General features: G+C 73.0%; 11 protein-coding genes and 3 CRISPR repeat arrays. Of the genes, 2 read left to right on the plus strand and 9 right to left on the minus strand.

Annotated elements, in window-relative coordinates; genetic code table 11:
• Window positions 1-396: 396 nt before the first annotated feature.
• A complete protein-coding gene (locus tag ACZ6Y7_RS26005; protein WP_465760345.1) occupies window positions 397-765 on the minus strand; it encodes a hypothetical protein in 369 nt (122 codons plus the stop codon).
• Between the two features lie 314 nt (window positions 766-1,079).
• Here ACZ6Y7_RS26005 and ACZ6Y7_RS26010 point away from each other — a divergent pair, with 314 nt between their 5' ends.
• Window positions 1,080-2,474, plus strand: a complete 1,395-nt coding sequence (locus ACZ6Y7_RS26010; protein ID WP_465760346.1) for an endonuclease domain-containing protein — start codon at window positions 1,080-1,082, stop codon at window positions 2,472-2,474.
• Window positions 2,475-2,930: 456 nt separating this feature from the next.
• Complete coding sequence (locus ACZ6Y7_RS26015) at window positions 2,931-3,077, plus strand: hypothetical protein (protein ID WP_465760347.1); 147 nt, start codon at window positions 2,931-2,933, stop codon at window positions 3,075-3,077.
• 330 nt (window positions 3,078-3,407) lie between these two features.
• Window positions 3,408-3,925: a CRISPR direct-repeat array (repeat unit 29 nt; unit sequence GTCCTCCCCGCACCCGCGGGGGTCAGCCG).
• Window positions 3,926-4,884: 959 nt separating this feature from the next.
• Here ACZ6Y7_RS26015 and cas2e read toward each other — a convergent pair.
• From cas2e to cas3, 8 genes are all read right to left on the minus strand, one after another.
• Window positions 4,885-5,205 carry a type I-E CRISPR-associated endoribonuclease Cas2e gene (gene cas2e, locus ACZ6Y7_RS26020; protein WP_402224408.1) on the minus strand — a complete coding sequence of 107 codons (321 nt, stop codon included), beginning with the start codon at window positions 5,203-5,205 and terminating at the stop codon, window positions 4,885-4,887.
• Between the two features lie 49 nt (window positions 5,206-5,254).
• Entirely contained in the window at window positions 5,255-6,169 is a 915-nt protein-coding gene (gene cas1e, locus ACZ6Y7_RS26025) for a type I-E CRISPR-associated endonuclease Cas1e (RefSeq protein WP_465760446.1), read from the minus strand.
• A 59-nt stretch (window positions 6,170-6,228) separates the two neighbouring features.
• Window positions 6,229-6,885, minus strand: coding sequence for a type I-E CRISPR-associated protein Cas6/Cse3/CasE (gene cas6e, locus ACZ6Y7_RS26030; protein WP_465760348.1), 657 nt, complete (start codon window positions 6,883-6,885; stop codon window positions 6,229-6,231).
• Complete coding sequence (gene cas5e, locus ACZ6Y7_RS26035; RefSeq protein WP_465760349.1) at window positions 6,882-7,709, minus strand: type I-E CRISPR-associated protein Cas5/CasD; 828 nt, start codon at window positions 7,707-7,709, stop codon at window positions 6,882-6,884. The genes cas6e and cas5e overlap by 4 nt, the downstream gene beginning before the upstream one ends.
• Window positions 7,706-8,896 carry a type I-E CRISPR-associated protein Cas7/Cse4/CasC gene (gene cas7e, locus ACZ6Y7_RS26040; protein ID WP_465760350.1) on the minus strand — a complete coding sequence of 397 codons (1,191 nt, stop codon included), beginning with the start codon at window positions 8,894-8,896 and terminating at the stop codon, window positions 7,706-7,708. Before cas7e ends, cas5e begins: the two co-directional genes overlap by 4 nt.
• A gap of 52 nt (window positions 8,897-8,948) precedes the next feature.
• On the minus strand, window positions 8,949-9,806 hold the full coding sequence (gene casB / locus ACZ6Y7_RS26045; RefSeq protein ID WP_465760351.1) for a type I-E CRISPR-associated protein Cse2/CasB: 858 nt from the start codon (window positions 9,804-9,806) through the stop codon (window positions 8,949-8,951).
• Window positions 9,803-11,419 carry a type I-E CRISPR-associated protein Cse1/CasA gene (gene casA, locus ACZ6Y7_RS26050; RefSeq protein WP_465760352.1) on the minus strand — a complete coding sequence of 539 codons (1,617 nt, stop codon included), beginning with the start codon at window positions 11,417-11,419 and terminating at the stop codon, window positions 9,803-9,805. The genes casB and casA overlap by 4 nt, the downstream gene beginning before the upstream one ends.
• A gap of 223 nt (window positions 11,420-11,642) precedes the next feature.
• Window positions 11,643-14,468: a CRISPR-associated helicase Cas3' gene (gene cas3 / locus ACZ6Y7_RS26055; protein WP_465760353.1), complete on the minus strand. Its 2,826-nt coding sequence runs from the start codon at window positions 14,466-14,468 to the stop codon at window positions 11,643-11,645.
• A 495-nt stretch (window positions 14,469-14,963) separates the two neighbouring features.
• Window positions 14,964-16,945: direct repeats of the CRISPR family, unit length 29 nt; unit sequence GTCCTCCCCGCACCCGCGGGGGTCAGCCG.
• A 151-nt stretch (window positions 16,946-17,096) separates the two neighbouring features.
• Window positions 17,097-17,491: a CRISPR direct-repeat array (repeat unit 29 nt; unit sequence GTCCTCCCCGCACCCGCGGGGGTCAGCCG).
• Window positions 17,492-17,692 lie beyond the last annotated feature (201 nt).

Genomic DNA, 17,692 nt, shown 5'->3' on the forward strand with positions numbered 1-17,692 from the left:
GGACCGGTACCAGTGTCCCCCGTCGACGTCTCCTTCCGGTACCCGGGTCCTTCCGGCGTCGAGGAGCTGCGGTCGACGGCCGAGGATCGGGCGCGGCATCCGGTGGCCTTTCCGGCCGCGCCGATCCTCCCTGTCCGCGTGCTCTTCGCCCCGCCCACCGGATCCACCGGATCCGGTGGGCGGGGACCGCGCGCTCGCGGGAGGGGCAGTGCACCATATGGTTCACTGCCCGCCGTCCCGCGTACTCGCGGAGGCGGCGGTGGCATGACCCCGGGCCTCGCGTGGCGGCCCTGGCCGAAGGCGCCCGGCCCCTGGTGCCGTGTGGGCCCGCCACGCCGAGCCGTGCCCCGAGACACCGACGGCGCCCTGTCACGCCAGGTGCGCCGACGACGTCGGTCAGCCGGTTCCCCGTAGGAGCGGGGCGAGGGTGGCGGCCACCACGGGAGAGCGGAGGTACGGGGCCACCTTGTGGAAGTCGAAGGGCGCGATGCTGTCGACCAGGTCGAGGTCCACGGTGGGGAAGCGCCGGGTGAGCGGACGCGGGATCGCGACGAGGTCGCCGTGGTCGCAGAGGTTGACCCAGCGGCGGACGCCCGGGGGCCGCTGTCCGGTGCCGTCGGCGGGTGCCGGCGACAGACGGTCGAAGACCCCGTGGGGCAGTCCCAGGGGTGACCCGAGGGTCAGGAGCAGGCCGACCTCGAGTTCCGGGTGGGCGTGCAGGGCCTCGTAGGCGACGACGCTGCCGAGCGAGTGGGCGATCACCACGCGCGCGCCCGTCGACGCGATGACGGCGGCAACTCGTCCTCGAGGCTCCCGGCCGTCCCCTCCACGCCGACCACCAGTGCCTGACGGTCCACCCCTGATCCCCGTTCGCGGCGGCTTTCGTGCGATGTTCGCAATCCGATCCGCAGAGACTACTCGAGGTCGCCCGTCCGTCCCGTGCGTGGGCGAAAAGAGGGCCGTCGGCCCGGCCGGAAGCGCCCGTTCCCCGCGCACCACGGCCCGGTCGGGCGCGGTCCGGCGGGACCGGTGTCCGGGGGCCGGCCCGTCCCCGGCCGCCCCGCGCATAGAGTTTCCCGGTGACCAGGCCCGACCCGTACGACGTCCTCGCCCAGTGGCTCGCCGCCGGCCTCGGCAAGCACGGCCGCGCCCTGCAGGGCACCACGCCCACCCGCTACGAGGCCGACCTGCGGGACTGGCTGTACTTCACCGAGGAGACCACCGGCATCGGCGCCTGGAACGCCGACGCCTCGACCGCCTCCACCTGGGCCTACGCCCCCGCACTTCGCCGCCCCAACCCCGACCGGCCCTCACGCCGCCCGCTCGCACCGCGCGTCTCCCTGCACAACCCCGCCCGGCGCCTCGCCGCCCTCGCAGCGTTCTACGCCTACGCCGCCGGCGCCGGCCACATCCCCGAACCCCCGTTCAACGCCGCCGCACTGCGCCCCTCCCCCACCGCGCTGCCCCGCACCGCACCGCTCACCCTCGAACAGGCCGCCGCGATGCAGTACGCGGCCGACGACCTCCTGCCCGGCCGCCACCGCCGCGGCCCCCACGACACCGCCCCGCACCGCGACCGCCTGCTCGTCCACCTCCTCCTGGACGGCCTGCGCCCCCGGCAGGCCGTCGGCATCGACCTGGAGGACCTGCACGAGGAGGACCCGCACCGCCGGATCCGCACCCTCTCCTGCCCCGCGCCCAAGGGCGACGGCACCATCACCCACCAGCCCTCCCGCGAGGTCTGGCAGGCCATCGCCGACTACCTGCCGCACCGCGTGGACGGCCGCGACCCCGAAACCGGCCGCCGCCCGCTGCTGACCAGCCGCAACGGCCGGCGCCTGGACTCCAACACCATGCCCGGACGCATCGTCAAGGCCGTCGCCGCACGGGTCCCGGAGCTCATCTTCGAGCCCAACACCGTCACCCCCGACCGCCTCGCCATGGCCCCCGCCGTCCTCCTCGACCACCCCCTGCCCCCACCCGCCCCCGACGGCTGGGCCCCGCCGGACGCCCCGCCCCTCGAACGCCTGCGCCTCGACCTGCGCCACGCACTCGACGCCGCCCCGCTCTGCCCCCCGGCCTCCGGCGGCTGCCCGACCGACTGCGAGCGCTGCGCCGTCCGCAAGCGCCTCTGGGCGCGGTGGGAGCAGCGCTGGAACACCTCCGACCCCGCCTACCTCCCCTGGCCCCTGCCCACCTACGACCACCGCCAGCGCCCCGCCGAACGCCTCCTCGCCTACCACCGCGGCCGCTGCGCCGTCTGCGGCGTGCTCCCCCAGGCCGGGCGCCCCGCCCACACCGAGGACCACGACCCCCACACCGGCCTCACCCGCGGCCTGCTCTGCCACCGCTGCCGCCCCCAGGCCGAACAGGGCGCCGCCCCCTTCTGGATCCGCTACCACCAGCGGCCCCCGGCCGCCGTCCTCGGCCTGGAACTGCGCTACCCGGCGCTGCGCGGGGAGCTACGGGGCTGAGGTGGGACGGTAATCGGGAGGCGCAGTCGGGTGGCAGCGACCTGACGCGCCCCCCTGGCCGCGCGTCCCACGACGCGTCCGTGACCGGACGGCCGGGGCGATAGCCACCGCCGCCGGCACGCGGACCGGGCACCCGGACTGCGGAAGGCCGCGCGGGTGCGACCGGTGCGGAGGTCGGCTGCGCCGCGGCGGCCGCTTCTTTTGCGAGCAGGGCCCGCACGATCTCGGCGGGCTCCCAGCGTTGGGCCTTCGCGGTCGGAACGATGCGGCCGGGGTGCTTGCCGGACCGCTCAGGCGTTCGCTCTGTGACCTGCGCTTGAGTACGAGTACTCAAGCACAGGTCCTGGCCGCGCGCCTACGGTGGCGGGACGGAGCAGGGCGGAGGAAGTGTTCGACAAGGGGCTGGCGAAGGGGTGCCTGGGGACTGTGCTGGGCCTCGCCAGCCTGGTCGGGGCAATGCTCCTGCTCAATGTGGTCGCGTGGTGGTGGATCGCCTACGACGAGGCGCACCCGTCCGCTCCCGAGCCTGAGCGTGTCCGCCTCACCGCGGAGGAGTTCCGTGAGCGCAGCGAGCAGGCGGTCCGGGACACGGTGGCGGCCTGAGCGCGGCCTTGTGCTCAGCGACGCGGGCTACTCCGTCGAGCGGAATGAGCGGCGCCCGGTCCACATCGGCTTGACCTGCTTGTAGCCGCGTTCCCGCCACGCGGTCTCGATGCCGTTCTTCAGCTCCGCGCGGATCTGACACTGTGTCGAAGTACCACGGGCTCCGGTTCGGCAGTGGCTCGCACCAAGCTGACCGTGACACGATGGACGCAGATCCGTGACACCTCAACAGCGTGCGTGCCTGTCAGCGGTCGCCCGCAAACCCCGGGCGCAGCACTGCAGACCGGTCAAGAAGTGGCAAAGTCGCTACTCCGCCGCAGGTCACGAAGTGTCCTCCCCGCACCCGCGGGGGTCAGCCGTCGACACCCCGGATGCCGACGTAGACCAGGACGTCCTCCCCGCACCCGCGGGGGTCAGCCCAGCGCACCGCCGACATCAGCGGCATCATGCTCGTCCTCCCCGCACCCGCGGGGGTCAGCCTACATCCGCCACGCCTTCTTCGTTGAGGAGGACGTCCTCCCCGCACCCGCGGGGGTCAGCCGCCCGTCCCCGAGTTCACCGACGCCGAGCTGTGGTCCTCCCCGCACCCGCGGGGGCCAGCCGCCGGACGCACCGACCCCGCAAGAGAGCAAGGAGTCCTCCCCGCACCCGCGGGGGTCAGCCGGCGATCGCGATCGTGGCGATCCGGATCCCCTCGTCCTCCCCGCACCCGCGGGGGTCAGCCGCAGCACCGCATGCCCGAGATCCCGATGGACGAGTCCTCCCCGCACCCGCGGGGGTCAGCCGGGGTAGGCGTGCACGTCAGAGCCGTGGCCACCGTCCTCCCCGCACCCGCGGCGGTCAGCCGTTGGGCGCTTCATAACGTGATGGCCCATTAGTGCCCCCCCCGCACCCGCGGGGTCAGCCGGCGTGGCTGGTCACCGAGGGTGAGCCGCCGGGGTCCTCCCCGCACCCGTGGGGGTCAGCCGGCGCCAGCGTAGGCGATCGCGTCGCGGACGGGGTCCTCCCCGCACCCGCGGGGGTCAGCCGCTCTACGCGGGCCGGGATCCTGCCGCGCGAGATGTCCTCAACACCACCCTCATCGCAGCGTCCTCCCCGCACCCGCGGGGGTCAGCCGGTCTGGGACTTCGGGATCGCGCGCCGGGTCGACGCGGTCGGCGTCCTCCCCGCACCCGCGGGGGTCAGCCGGGGTGAATCCCGGGACGAGGGGCCGCGTCCTCCTCGCCCCCCGCGGGGGTCCCGCCGGATGGAGCTGTGGGACTCATGTGTGGCGGGTCCTCCCCGCACCCGCGGGGGTCAGCCGAACGATGAACTCCTGCGCATGATCGAGTTCCAGTCCTCCGCGCACCAACGGGGGTCATCTGGCCCACGGCGCCAACGCTCTCCTCAAGCGAGCCACTCACAGAACCAGTGCCCCCACCTGCGAGTGGCGGGAGGTCTTGCAACCAACCTCAGGGACGACCGGCGGACGGCACATCGGTTTGGTTACCGTAAGTGGCAACCTGAATGCAGGTCAAACCGGAAGGGACCCCCGCTAGGAATCCGTGCTGGACAAAGTATGCGCGGAGCACGAGCTCTCAGTGATCCACGTCGCCAAGCAACGACAGCGTGCGAGCCTACCTTGAGTTTCGATGTGTCGGCGGTGCCTCGAGGAGCCTTAATCCCGGCGCCGGGTGCTGGTCTCTGGCAGCACGCTGGTCCATTCAAACGTTGGCTTGACCGGGTGCAGCCGCTAATGCTTCGGCTGCACCCCTGGCACGAGCCAGCTGTCGATGATGCCGGGTCGATCCATCCGACAGCACCGTTCCTACGCTTCGATCGTGATCAGAGCGTCCATGGGCTGAAGACCTTTCATCGCGACCAAGGTCAGGCCGTCGAAGTCGATGGGCTGGCGACGCTGCTCGCCGGCGGTCCGCAGTTCGAAGCCCTGTTCGTTGGCCGCAGTGTGGACGAGAACGGCCACCCCGTCGCCGACGCAGCCGCTGACGGCCTGCCAGAGTTCCTCGCGGACCTTGGCGGAGATGGTTCCGACGTAGAGCTGGGGGGTGACCTCGAGGAGCCAGCGGGTGAGGGCGCCGCGCAGGTGGTCGGGGACCGCTGTGGCGGAGATGACGGTCATGGCTGCCATGGGTGCACCCCGTTCGGGTGGTGTGCGGGCCGGCCGGGCCTCACAGCAGTTACTCTCCGGCGTAGTTGACCCCGCCCGGGACGGGGCCGGAGACCGGGTCCCACAGGTCCACGAGCTGCTCCTCCGGATCAGGGAGGGCGATGTCCTGGTCCGGGGCGAGGAGGCGCTGGATGTCCGTGACGATGCGCGGCAACAGGCGGAACAGACGCAGACCGTCGCGGAAGCCGCGGCGGGCGTCGGCTTCGGGCTGTGGGGAGGCGTGGAGGGAGAAGGCGAGCGGGATGGTCAGTTCGGCCTTGTACAGGTCGGCGATGTCGTAGACGAAGGCCTGCTGGTTGCCGCTGTGGACGAAGCCGAGGGCGGGTGAGCAGCCGAGGGCGAGGACGGCCGCGTGGACGATGCCGTAGAGACAGGTGTTGGCCGCGGAGAGGGCCTGGTTGACGGGGTCCTGGGTGTCCCAGGCGTTCGGGTCGTAGGTGCGGCGGAAGCGGCCGATGCGGTGCTGCTGGGCGAGGAGGCGGTAGTGGGCCTTGACCCGTTGGCCTTCCAGCCCTCGGAGCTGGGTGAGGCCGCTGCCGGCCGGGGCGGTGCCGCGGCCGAAGCGCTGCTCGTACATGGCGGTGGCCACGGCGAGACGGGTGGCGTCGTCCGCCCAGGCGCGGGCCTGGCGTTCGAGCCAGGTGGTGCTGAGGGACTCGGGGACGGCGGCGGCGTAGCAGCGGACGCCGCCGGATCCGGCGATGACGACGGTGGTGCCGTGGCGGGCGAGGGTCGACAGGGCGCGGGCGGTGATGGAGGTGCCGGGGCCGAGGAGGACGCAGCTGAGGGCGGCGGTGGGCAGATAGACGGTTTCGGTGCCGCGGTGGGGGCTGGTGACCTCGGCGCAGACGCCGGTGTCGTCCTGGACGATGCGGACGATGTCGAGGTACAGGAAGGAGAGGGAGTCGGCGATGCGGGGCAGCATGGCGACGGTGGGGGCGGCGAGTTTGCGCCGGGCCCCGCCGGGGTCGGGGCGGCGGGCGGTCACTGGGGCCCCCGGTGGGGGGCGATGCTGAGCAGGCCGCAGCCGTAGGCCTTGCCCTTGCCGATGCCGTGGGTGAGGCGGGTGCGCAGGAGGTCGGGGTCGGTGATGGCGGCGGTTCCTTCGAAGAGGACGCGGTCGTGCTTGATGGGTCGTTGGTCGCTGCGGCGGTTGCCCTTGGCGGCTTCGAGGGGGCTGGAGTGGAGGGTGCCGAGGTCGAGGCCGGAGGACTGGGCCTGGCGGGCCCACCATTCGTCGGCGGCCGCGCCTTGGAGGGGGACGACGGCTTTGAGCCGGTAGAGCTCGCGGGTGGCCCGGCTGGGCTTGCGGATGGGGTTGGCGGCGATGCGGTAGCGGATGTGGAGACCGGGGCGCAGGGCGTCCAGGAGCGGGGTGAGGTCCTTGGTCACCGCCTGCCCGTAGCCGGCGGGGAGGCGCTCGAGGTCGGGTCGCTCGGCGCTCTGGAGGAGGATCTGGTCCCCGGCGGGCGTCGATTCGGCGCGGAAGAGAACGCCGAGGCGGCGGCGTGGTTCCTCGTCGGCCACCTGGTCGGGGAAGAGCGACATCATGCGGTGGTGCAGGTCGACGGCGCCGGCGGTGTCGCGGCGGGCCTCGCGGCTGCGCGGGTCGGGGACGATGCGGGTGAGCCAGAGGGTCATGCGGGGATGCTTTCCGGGCGGGTGGTGTACCGGGTCAGGTAGTCGCCGAGGGCGGTCAGGTAGCCGGCGGCGAGGCCCTTGCAGCGGTCGGCGGGCAGCGTGAGGGTGCGCTGGTAGCGGGGGCGGGCGCGGTAGGCCCGGCTCCGTGGGTGGAAGTCGATGGGGTCGTCGGTGACCTCGCCGGCGGGGGTGCTGCCGTCGTCGTCCCCGGGCTGGGGGTGGTCGCCGAGGCGGTCGAGCGGCTGGTCGCCGTGGAAGACGACGTCGACGGTCCTGCTGCCCGCGCGGGCCCTCCGGGAGAGCGGCAGGTGGACGAGGTGGTGCAGCGGGTCGTCGACCAGGCCGAGCAGGAGGGGGCCTTCGGGCGGGCAGGAGCGGCGTCCCAGGTAGGGGGGCCAGTGCGGGTCGCGCAGCGCCTGGGCCCACTCGTCGAGGTGCTCGGGGGGCGCGGTGACGACGGCGGTGAAGGCGGCGTCGGCGAGGTAGTAGCGGTGGGACAGCAGGGTGGCGGTGGCGCCGGTGCGCTTCTTGCCCTCGGCGGTGGTGACCGTGCGGGCGGCGGGTAGGCCGCCGCCGACGGTGTGCAGGTCGCGCAGGATGACGCCCGCCCGGTCGGTGCGGACGGTCAGCGAGAGGGCGGCGAGGTCGTCGATGTCCTCTCCCCGTTTGCGGCCGAGGGCCGCGGCGAGCAGGCCGATGACGCCGGAGCGGGTGGGGAACGGCGCGGTGTCGCGCTCGTTGAACCGGCCGGTCTCGCCCCAGGACTGCAGTGGCGCGGCCAGGCGCAGCAGCAGTCCTCGAGTGGGGGCGGTGGGGGTGCTCATGCGCCGGCCCCGGCGGTGACGGAAGCGGACGTGGAGCCGGTGGTGAAGGCCGCGTCGATGGCGGTGTCGATGAGCTGGGGGAAGGAGTCGACGCGGGTGCCGAGGCCCTCGAGTTCCTTGTCCTCCAGGCTGGCCCAGGCGGCGGTGACGGTGCCGCGGCCACCGAGGAGCTTGTGGGCGGCCGTGGCATAGCGGGCCAGGGCCGTGCGGGAGGCGGGGCCGTAGCCGCCGCTCTCGTGGGAGGCGACGGGCTGTTCGAAGGCGGCGGCGTAGGAGAGCGGGCGGTCGCTGCGGACGGCGATGTGGACGAGGTCGGGGATGGTGTGCGGGGCGGTGGCGGTCTTCTTCGCGCGGGGGAGGGAGAGGATGAACGCCTCGGCGAACCCGGCGGCGAGTTCGCGGGCGGCTTCGCGGTCGCCGCCGAGGTTGGTCGCCAGGTCGGCGAGGTCGACGGTGGCGTAGCGGTAGAAGACGCCGGCGCTGAATTCGGCGTGGCCCATGTGGGCGCTGCCGGTGGTGTCGCCCCAGGCGGAGGTGACGTCGTCGACCGCGGAGAAGTAGTCGAGTTCGACGTCGGTGCCGTGGGTGGTCAGGGCGTGGGCGACCTGCACGGCGCCGTCGACGCCGGCGTCGTCGACTTCGGCGAGCATGCGGCCGAAGAGGTTGATGACGCCGTTGCGGCCGCGCAGGACGGCGTCGATGGCCTCCTTGGGCAGGACGCTCTTGTCTCCGGCCTTCTTGATGTCCTTGGCGCTCTCGAGTTCGGCGCGGTGCTCCTCGGCGAGGGCGGCGAGTTCGGCGACGGCGCTCTCGGGCACGTAGACCATGGCGTTGGTGGTGATGACGGGCGAGTCCTTGGCCGTCTCGAACTTGATGCTGCTGCCGGCGGCGACGTGCTGGCCTGCGCGCTGGGCGAGTTCGGCGGGCCAGCCGTGCTGGTCCTCGAGGAGGCGCGTGACGCGGGCCCCGATGCGGCGGGTGCGCAGGGCCCGCTCGCCGAAGCTGTCCTGGAAGTACTCGCGGACGGCGCGCTTCCAGGACTGGCTGCTGACCCGGGTGCGCTCGGTGTCGCCGTAGCGGACGGTCTTGACGGAGTTGTTGTCGTCGCGGTTGAGGTTGGCGAACGGGACGCTCTGGACGACGTGGATGTCGAGGTAGCGGGCGGTGGTGCGGTCGGGGCCGGGCATGCTCTGCTCCTGGGGGTCGGTGTGTGCGGTGGTCTGTACGGGGTCGGGGCTCTCAGGCCTCGGGCGCGGCGCCGTCCGTGGCATGGGCGTCGGGGGTGCCGGCGTCGGGGGTGTCCGTCACGTCGTTCTGCTCGTCGTCGTGCTCGCGGGCCCGGCGCTCGCCGTCTTTCTGCAGGGCCCGGTGGTAGTCCTGGAGCCAGATGCGCTTGACGGTGCCGGAGCGGCGCCGCCACTGGCAGAGGTCGATGAGCAGCTGGGCCCAGTCGACCTCGACATCGCTGCCGCGCAGTTGGCGGACCGCGCCGGGCAGGTGGCGGTGCAGGCCGTCGACGCTCTGCCGGCTCAGGAGATTGAGGCGGGTCTCGGCCGAGGTCTCGCGCAGACCGCCCGCCTGGCCGCCCTTGATGACGCCGTCGGCGAAGGCGTGGCCGAGGCTGCGCGGGGGGATCCGCTTGGCGGTGGCGGCCTCCGCGTCCTCCGGACGGTCCGCCGGGTGGCCGGGCGCGGCCGGTGCCGCCCCGGCGGCCGTCGCCTCCTCGCCCGCCGGCTGGTCCTTCGACCCGTTCTTCTTCGAGGTCTCGGCCTTCGCGGCGGCGTACTGGTCGCGGCGCTGCGCGGCGATCAGGGAGGCGACGGTGTAGAAGGCGCGCTGGACGTCGCGGCTGCGGGTCTGCTCCTCGGTGAGCCAGGAGGCCACGTAGCGGTGCATGAAGGGTACGGAGTCCAGGTCCTTGCCGACGCCGCGGCGAAGGGCCGCGCGGACGCCGGGGTCCTCGTGGCTGCGCTTGTCGATCCTGGCGGTGAAGGCGCGTGCCCGTGCCAGCGAGGGGATCAGGGAGGGTTCCCTCGGCGGGGTGACCGCGTCGTCCGCCGGTTTGGCGGGCCCGGGGATGGTACCGGTCGTGCTCATGTGTCCTCCGTACGGGTGTCGCCGCGGCCGGTGGTGCCGGCCGCGCCGGTCTTGGCGGGGCGCTTCACCGGCCCGCCGTACAGCTCGAGGCGGGCGGTGGTGCAGGCCTTGGCTCCGCGCATGGTCCCGAGCGCGCCGTAGGTGACGGTGTCGTAGGCCTGCTCGGCGAGGATGCGGAACGCCGCGGCGGCGCCGTCGAAGTCGCGTGTGTTCAGGCGCTTCCAGAACTCGGCCTCGGCGGCGGGCCAGTAGCGGGCGGCGGCGTCGACGGCCCAGGTGCAGTCGCGGATCTTGGGGGCGGTGGTGAAGTCGGCCCAGGCCTTCTTGACGGCCCGGTCGAGCCGGTTGCCGTACCGCTCCCCCAGGACGCGCAGGCGGCCGATCTCGACCGCGACCGCGACCGCGACCGCGACCGCGGGTTCGTTGTCCTCTGCGAGCCCGAGTACCGGCGGGGTGGCCGCGTCGACGAACTGGATGTCCTTGGCCTGTCCGTCCTGCTCGAATCCCAGCGCACGGACCCTCAGGTCCTCCGAGACCTCCAGCGCGGTGCGGAACACGTCCGGGCGGCGCGGTCGGGTGCTGCCTGCGGGATTCTTGAGCAGCAGCGCGTCCAGATCGCGCCAGAGCGCGCGCTGGGAGTCGGCGGGACGGGGGTAGGGGTTGCCCTCTTTGCTGGTCTGCCAGATCAGGTACGGGTCGCCCTCGCGGGAGATCTTGTGTTGGTTCGCCCAGGTGATGAACGCGTCCCGCACGTACTGGCCGGTGGCGTCGGGCACGAGCAGCAGCGCGTGCTGGGAGCGGGCCGTGAGCGCGGAGCACGGGCCTTTCAGAGGTGGCGGGGCGGCCACGGGGTCGGGCAGCTCGTCCCGCTCCCACGGGCACTGGTCACTGTCACGGGAGACGTCCCTGCCTGGCTCGGGCAGGCCGGCCAGGAGGGTCTCGAACAGGGTCTCGCCCTCCGGATGGTAGGAGAGCGTGCTTCGCAGGGGTCCTGCCTTGCTGCTGGCCGCCTTGACGCCGCCGACGGTACGGCTGGAGCAGCGTCCGGAGGGGCCGTAGTAGTGCCAGACGAGCAGGTGCAGGACGGCCTGGTCGGGGGTGGGCAGCTCAGGGTCGGCGCTGTTGACGTGCTGGAACCAGGAGTGGTTGTTGCCCGAGGGGCGGGTGGTGATGAGCTTGTCGACACCGGCGCTGTTCGCCGGGTCGCACTGCTCGGCGAGCCTCGGGTCCTGCAGGAAGGGCCGCGCGGGGTCGAAGAGGTCGAAGCGGCTGCGGATCGGCGTCAGGTAGCGGGCGACCTGTTCTTCGCTGAGGCTTCCCCGGGTGACCAGATCCTCGCGGCGCGTGGACCAGTCGCCCGGACCGGCTTCGTCGAGCTCCGCGACCCGGGCGGTGATCGCGTACAGGACGCGGTACAGCGCGGAGAGCGCCGGCGGATCGGCGACCGCGATCTGCGCGATCTCGTGGGCGCGCAGGAGGAGTTCGCGCAGGCCGACTTCGGGTGGACGGGCCGTGGTGGAGTCCACCGTGTCGTTCGTCTCCTGACGGGGGATCCAGCGGACGGGGATCCACGGTTCGTCGAGGAGGTCGTAGGCGGGGGGTGCGGACGGCATGCGGCCTCCGGCGAGGCGAGTGCGGGTACGGGTGATCACAAGGTGGGTAGGCTCTGCCCGGTCCCCGGGCATGAGCCGGGGGTGAGCCGTGCGGTGCCTAGGAAACGGCCGTGTCGGCAGACCTGTCCCCGCGCAAGCGGGGGTCACGCCGGTCCCTGGAGGGGCGACAACCCTCTCTGGGACCGGCGTAGCCAACGTATCGTCAAGTGCGGTGCCTATGACGCTAGTTCTCGGAAATTCCCACGTTCGAGTACATGAGCAGCCGCTCCCCCAGCCGGCCCGTCCACCGGTCACCGTCAGGGCGCATGCGCAGCAGCGCCAGGCCCGCGAGCAAGGGCCTGTCGTCCCACGCCTTCGGCACGGCGTTCTCCTCCGTGCGGCCGGCGAGCCAGCGGCCGGGCAGCGGCACGGTGTGCCGCATGATCAGCGCGATCTCGTCCCGGTTCGCCGCAGCCCTGGGCAGCGGGACGTCGCGGTCGGGGTCGAGGCTCCATCCGTCCTCCCGTTCGAAGACGCACACGGCGCGGCCGCTGTCCGCGCCGAGGCGGGTGGTCAGCAGATCGTCCGAGACGGCGAAGCCACGCTCGCTGAGTCGGGAGAGGTCGTCGACCACGTCGTACGGTGCGGGGATGACGGTGATCTCCGCCAGCTGCTCCTCGGCGGCAGCCGAGGCGATGCGCTCGGCGTCCATCCGGTCGAGTTCCGCCGAGGCGGCCTTGTCCAGGCCGGCCCCGAAGTCGTCTGCGTAGACCTCGTCCACGAGCTCCTGGACGTCTCCCGGGACCTCGATCGCACCGCCGGACTGCCTTTCGAGCAGCAGGCTGGTCCGGCGCAGCAGGGACGCGTCGTAGACGGTGCCCCAGGAGCGGGGGGCGGCCACGCGTCCCTTCTCGTCGGTCGGCTCCAGCACGATCATGCGCGGCTCGGTGGGCGGGCCCGTCCAGACCGGACGGTTGGGGCGGTCGTGGCGCTTGCCGCGGCCGGCCCGCTGCAGGAGCTGTGCCAGCGGGGCGAGGTCCGAGACGATCAGGTCGAAGTCCAGGTCGAGGGACTGTTCGACGATCTGGGTGGCCACCAGGATCGAGCCTTCGCGCGGGGTGGCCGCCGCCGCGACGTTCGCGGGCTTCCCGTACGCGGCCTCGCACGCGGTGGTGATGCGCTGGCGCTCGTGGGCGGGGTAGCGGGAGTGGAGCAGCCGCAGACCGCCCTCGCGCGCGGCGAGCTCGGGCAGGGCCGACGCCAGGTAGCGGTAGGTGCGCTGGGCCTCGTCCACGGTGGTGCAGCAGACGAGGACGCAGCCGCCCTCGGCGGTGACCGGTTCGAGGATCTCGCGCAGGGCGTCACGGCGCCCCTGCACGTCCGGGCTCTTGACGACGTCCTGGTCACGGACGTCCCAGTGCACCCTCCGGGTCTCCACACGCAGGGTCCGCCTGCGACTGCTGCCGACCTCGCGCGGCGTGGACACCTCTCCGCTGCCCGCGTCCACGAAGAGCCAGCCCGGATAGCAGGGCTCCACCGCGGACGGCTCACGGAAGCCCGCGCCGCGCCGGTAGGCGTCGACGAGCGACGAGGCCGCCTCGCCGGTCAGGGTCGCCGACAGAAGCACGACCGGGGCGCCGAACGCGCCGAGCCACTCCAGCAGCCGCACCAGCAGGCTGTGCATCCACGGGCCGTAGGCGTGCGCCTCGTCCACCACCAGCACCTTGTTCGACAGGCCGAACAGCCGCAGGAAGCCGTAGCGGACCGGCAGGACACCGGTGAGCGCCTGGTCGACCGTGCCGTTGGCGAGCGGCGCCAGCAGACCCCGCCGCCCCGTCCGCAGCCACTGACCGGCCTCGGTGTCCGCGAGAACGGCCGGCCCGTCCGTCACCCCCTCACCCGGGGCGTAGTCCGGGCTCAACCAGGCCATGCTGTGCAGCAGCGTGAGCGCGCGATCGCCCTCGACGTTGTCCTCCGCGAACCTGCGGAACCTGGTGAACATCGCGTCCGCCGTGGCCATCGTCGGCAGCGCGAAGTAGACGCCGGAAGCGCCTGAGGCCCGCGCGATCACGGAGGCCGCGTGCAGGGCGGTCTCGGTCTTGCCGTCCCCGGTCGGGGCGGTGACCAGAAGCAGGCCGGGCCCCTTCACCACGGCGGGCAGGTGCTCCGCGACGTCGGCCTGGAGCTTGTTCGGGGGAAACGGGAACTGCCGCGTGAAGGGCCTGCCCGGGAACGCCGCCCGCCCGAGGCCCGCGTCCCGGACCCACTGCGGCGCGGCCTCGGCCGCCGCCTCGAAGTGCTCGGCGAGCTCCGCGTCTCCAGTCTTCCAGTCCTCCCCGGGCATCCGCGGCTCGATGACGTCGACCTGGCTGGCCAGCCAGTCGGCCACCACGACCAGCCCGGTGACCACCACCGCCAGCTCACCGGGCAGCACGGACTCCAGGGGCGTGCCGGCCTCGACCGTCCGACGGACCGCGTGGGCGTGCGCCAGCCGCTGCTCCCGCCAGACCGCGGCGGTGCCGAGAGCCGGCTGGTAGCCCGACGGATTGTTGATCTCCTTCACCTGCAGCGTGGCGGCGAAGCATCCGTGATGACCGCCGAGCAGCTGGGCGATCTGGTGCGCCGGCGACTTCCTGACGGGCTTGTGGAGCGGATAGCCGCACTGCTTGAAGAACTCGACCAGCCCCCAGTGCGTGGCCGTCTCGTGCCTCAGATTCCCGCTGCGCTTGGCAGCCGGGTTGTCCTCCGCGTACGCCGGATCCCCCGCCAGCTTCGCGAACTCCTCGGTGACCTGCCGCTGGAAGTGCAGCGAGATCTTCCCGACGTCGTGGAGCCCGGCCCACAACATCACCATCTGTCGGGCCTCGCCCTCGCTGACACCCATGGCCCCGGCGATCCGCGCCCGCACACGCTCACTGAGGATCGCGTCCCACAACGCGCCGGCGACGGCGGCAGTGTCCAGAAGGTGGCAGATCACGGGGTAGGGACCGGGCAGGCCGGCACTCTTGCCCCACAGGCGGGAGTCGGGATCGACCGACCCGAATCCGTCAACGGACTTGCTTTCGTTCATGTCTGATGACATATCAGCCAGCACTGACAATCCTCATGGCCCTCACACCGGATTCGAGGGCAGGCAAGGGCCTGGCTGGGGGACCCTCGACGCATCGTCCGAGGTCCCTGGCATCCGAGGATGCGTGCGCGGTACTTCGTGTAACGATTCAGACACCGCCAGCCAGGCCCAACCACCCTTTACGTTGGAGCTTTTGGCCACTCGCGGGTCCGGCATCACAGCGGGGAGCATCCGCGATCAGGCTGACTCCCTACTCTGCGGGAGGCCGCCGCCTGTCACCGACCCCTGCCCGCTCACCGCATAGCAAAGGGCGCCCTGCGACCCAAGCCGGGCGCCTCTGAACAACCACCATCCATCGCCACCGGTCGGCCACTTGTCCCCCAGCGCCCATGGCATCATGTGAGCGCTCCTCGACGCCTCGATACTGGGCATCAGACTCACCGCCCGCATGGTCAAGAAATCGCAAAGCCTCCACAACGCTCCAGGTCACGAAGTGTCCTCCCCGCACCCGCGGGGGTCAGCCACCCGCCGACCGGCCCCGCCTCACGGCGGACACGTCCTCCCCGCACCCGCGGGGGTCAGCCACGGCACCGCAATCCCCGACCCCACCACCATCCGTCCTCCCCGCACCCGCGGGGGTCAGCCGTGGCGTGTGGCCTTCGCGTAGAGCGAGGTCCAGTCCTCCCCGCACCCGCGGGGGTCAGCCGCGCAAGACCGTCTACGGCGACACCTGGGAGGAGTCCTCCCCGCACCCGCGGGGGTCAGCCGACGGCGAGTCGGACGACACCGCGCGGCTGGTCGTCCTCCCCGCACCCGCGGGGGTCAGCCGCCTCGCAGGCCCGTGCCACCGCGTACGGGCTCGTCCTCCCCGCACCCGCGGGGGTCAGCCGCATCAAGGCTGGTGAGATTGCTGTCGGCTTCGGTCCTCCCCGCACCCGCGGGGGGCAGCCGTCAGAACGTCAGCTCGTCGTCCTCGGCGCCGGGTCCTCCCCGCACCCGCGGGGGTCAGCCGCAACTCCTCACCGCGCCCGCCGTGGACGACCGGTCCTCCCCGCACCCGCGGGGGTCAGCCGGGGTCCGCGGGGCGCCGACTTCTTCCGTACGGGTCCTCCCCGCACCCGCGGGGGTCAGCCGACCAAGCCCGCCTGAAAATCCAGACCTGCATGGTCCTCCCCGCACCCGCGGGGGTCAGCCGTCGGCCTCCCGCCCCACTGTGCTTCACCGCGCGGTCCTCCCCGCACCCGCGGGGGTCAGCCGCGAAGCGCTACAGCGGCGGCGGTCGGTTCTACGTCCTCCCCGCACCCGCGGGGGTCAGCCGCATCAGCCGTGTGCAGCAGGCCAACCCGAACCGTCCTCCCCGCACCCGCGGGGGTCAGCCGCGGGAGCAGTGCCAGCGGGAGCGCGGGACCGAGTCCTCCCCGCACCCGCGGGGGTCAGCCCGAGTTCCTGTGCCGCTGGTACGGCTACAACGGGTCCTCCCCGCACCCGCGGGGGTCAGCCGGACCTGGAGGACGTCCTGTACCACCGCTGGTCGTCCTCCCCGCACCCGCGGGGGTCAGCCGCTCCGCCCGGATGCGGCCGTCACGCTCGGCCCGTCCTCCCCGCACCCGCGGGGGTCAGCCGGTGTACCGCGTCGACTCGGTTTCGTCTCTGACGTCCTCCCCGCACCCGCGGGGGTCAGCCGTCGGCCACCGCGCCGCAGGCAGCTCCCGCCAGGTCCTCCCCGCACCCGCGGGGGTCAGCCGCTGTCCGTCGCCTCGCTTGCAGCCCTTGAGCGGTCCTCCCCGCACCCGCGGGGGTCAGCCAGTGGCCGGCTGGCTCGCGCTGGCCGTCGTCCTGTCCTCCCCGCACCCGTGGGGGTCAGCCGTGCTTGCCCGCGACCCGGGCGGCGGCGGCCTCGTCCTCCCCGCACCCGCGGGGGTCAGCCGTCACTCAAGGCGATGAGCTTCCGGGCGGCGCGGTCCTCCCCGCACCCGCGGGGGTCAGCCGGACGTCGCCGCGTTCGCCAACCGCGGCGGCGGGTCCTCCCCGCACCCGCGGGGGTCAGCCGGACGTCGCCGCGTTCGCCAACCGCGGCGGCGGGTCCTCCCCGCACCCGCGGGGGTCAGCCCAGCGAGCCTCAGGTCCAAGTCCTGAAGGTGGCGTCCTCCCGCACCCGCGGGGGTCAGCCGGCGAGCGCGGGTGCGCTGGCGATCCAGATCGGGTCCTCCCCGCACCCGCGGGGGTCAGCCGGAACCCACGTGACCCGAATCCCCCAGAAGATCGTCCTCCCCGCACCTGCGGGGGTCAGCCGGTCGGCGTCCTGTTCCTCATGCGCACCGCCTCGTCCTCCCCGCACCCGCGGGGGTCAGCCGGCACGGCAGTGGCTCGACCAGGTGACCGCCGAGTCCTCCCCGCACCCGCGGGGGTCAGCCGTGTCTACGCAGAACGACACCGGGTGCCAGCAAGTCCTCCCCGCACCCGCGGGGGTCAGCCGACAACGGAGTGGGGGACTGCGAGTGAGCGAGAGTCCTCCCCGCACCCGCGGGGTCAGCCGTGGACGAACTGGCTGCCGCCCGGGCTGCGCTTGTCCTCCCCGCACCCGCGGGGTCAGCCGGTGCTTGTCCGCCTTCAGGTGCGGCCGGTGCCGTCCTCCCCGCACCCGCGGGGGTCAGCCGACGCGAACGACGACACCGCGTTGACCTGGTCCGCCCTCCCCGCACCCGCGGGGGTCAGCCGATGCGCGCCGCCATCGAGGCCGGGGCGGATCTGTCCTCCCCGCACCCGCGGGGGTCAGCCGGACGGCGCTGGCACGGCCGGGTTCGGCCTGGAGTCCTCCCCGCACCCGCGGGGGTCAGCCGAGCCGGCGGATCCGCCGGGGGTGCGGCCGCCTGTCCTCCCCGCACCCGCGGGGGTCAGCCGCTGTGCCATGGACAGGCCGAGCTCTTCGCGCCGTCCTCCCCGAACCTGCGGGGGTCAGCCGAAGGCCGACGACGTCGCCGCAGACACGGCCGGGTCCTCCCCGCACCCGCGGGGGTCAGCCGCACCGGGAGATCCGGACCTCGCTAGGTCAGGCTGCGCTCATTCCCATGATCGACTTCGTCGCAACGCGTGTCCTGACCGCAGCATGTCTAGAAGAGGTTTATGAGTGTCTTTTATGTCAAGAGGCGTGAAACACAGACCGTCGATTAGCAGAACTCGCGTTCCAGTGAAGACCTCCTCCCCCGTCACACTCCGTCAGCCGC

The organism is Kitasatospora sp. NPDC053308, assembly GCF_055585785.1.

What these genes read in the sequence shown, in the direction of transcription:
- ACZ6Y7_RS26015 (WP_465760347.1), top strand. Translation starts at nt 2,931, where the DNA reads ATGCTCCTGCTCAATGTGGTCGCGTGGTGGTGGATCGCCTACGACGAG.
- cas2e (WP_402224408.1), bottom strand. Translation starts at nt 5,205, where the DNA reads ATGGCAGCCATGACCGTCATCTCCGCCACAGCGGTCCCCGACCACCTG.
- cas1e (WP_465760446.1), bottom strand. Translation starts at nt 6,169, where the DNA reads ATGCTGCCCCGCATCGCCGACTCCCTCTCCTTCCTGTACCTCGACATC.
- cas6e (WP_465760348.1), bottom strand. Translation starts at nt 6,885, where the DNA reads ATGACCCTCTGGCTCACCCGCATCGTCCCCGACCCGCGCAGCCGCGAG.
- cas5e (WP_465760349.1), bottom strand. Translation starts at nt 7,709, where the DNA reads ATGAGCACCCCCACCGCCCCCACTCGAGGACTGCTGCTGCGCCTGGCC.
- cas7e (WP_465760350.1), bottom strand. Translation starts at nt 8,896, where the DNA reads ATGCCCGGCCCCGACCGCACCACCGCCCGCTACCTCGACATCCACGTC.
- casB (WP_465760351.1), bottom strand. Translation starts at nt 9,806, where the DNA reads ATGAGCACGACCGGTACCATCCCCGGGCCCGCCAAACCGGCGGACGAC.
- casA (WP_465760352.1), bottom strand. Translation starts at nt 11,419, where the DNA reads ATGCCGTCCGCACCCCCCGCCTACGACCTCCTCGACGAACCGTGGATC.
- cas3 (WP_465760353.1), bottom strand. Translation starts at nt 14,468, where the DNA reads ATGAACGAAAGCAAGTCCGTTGACGGATTCGGGTCGGTCGATCCCGAC.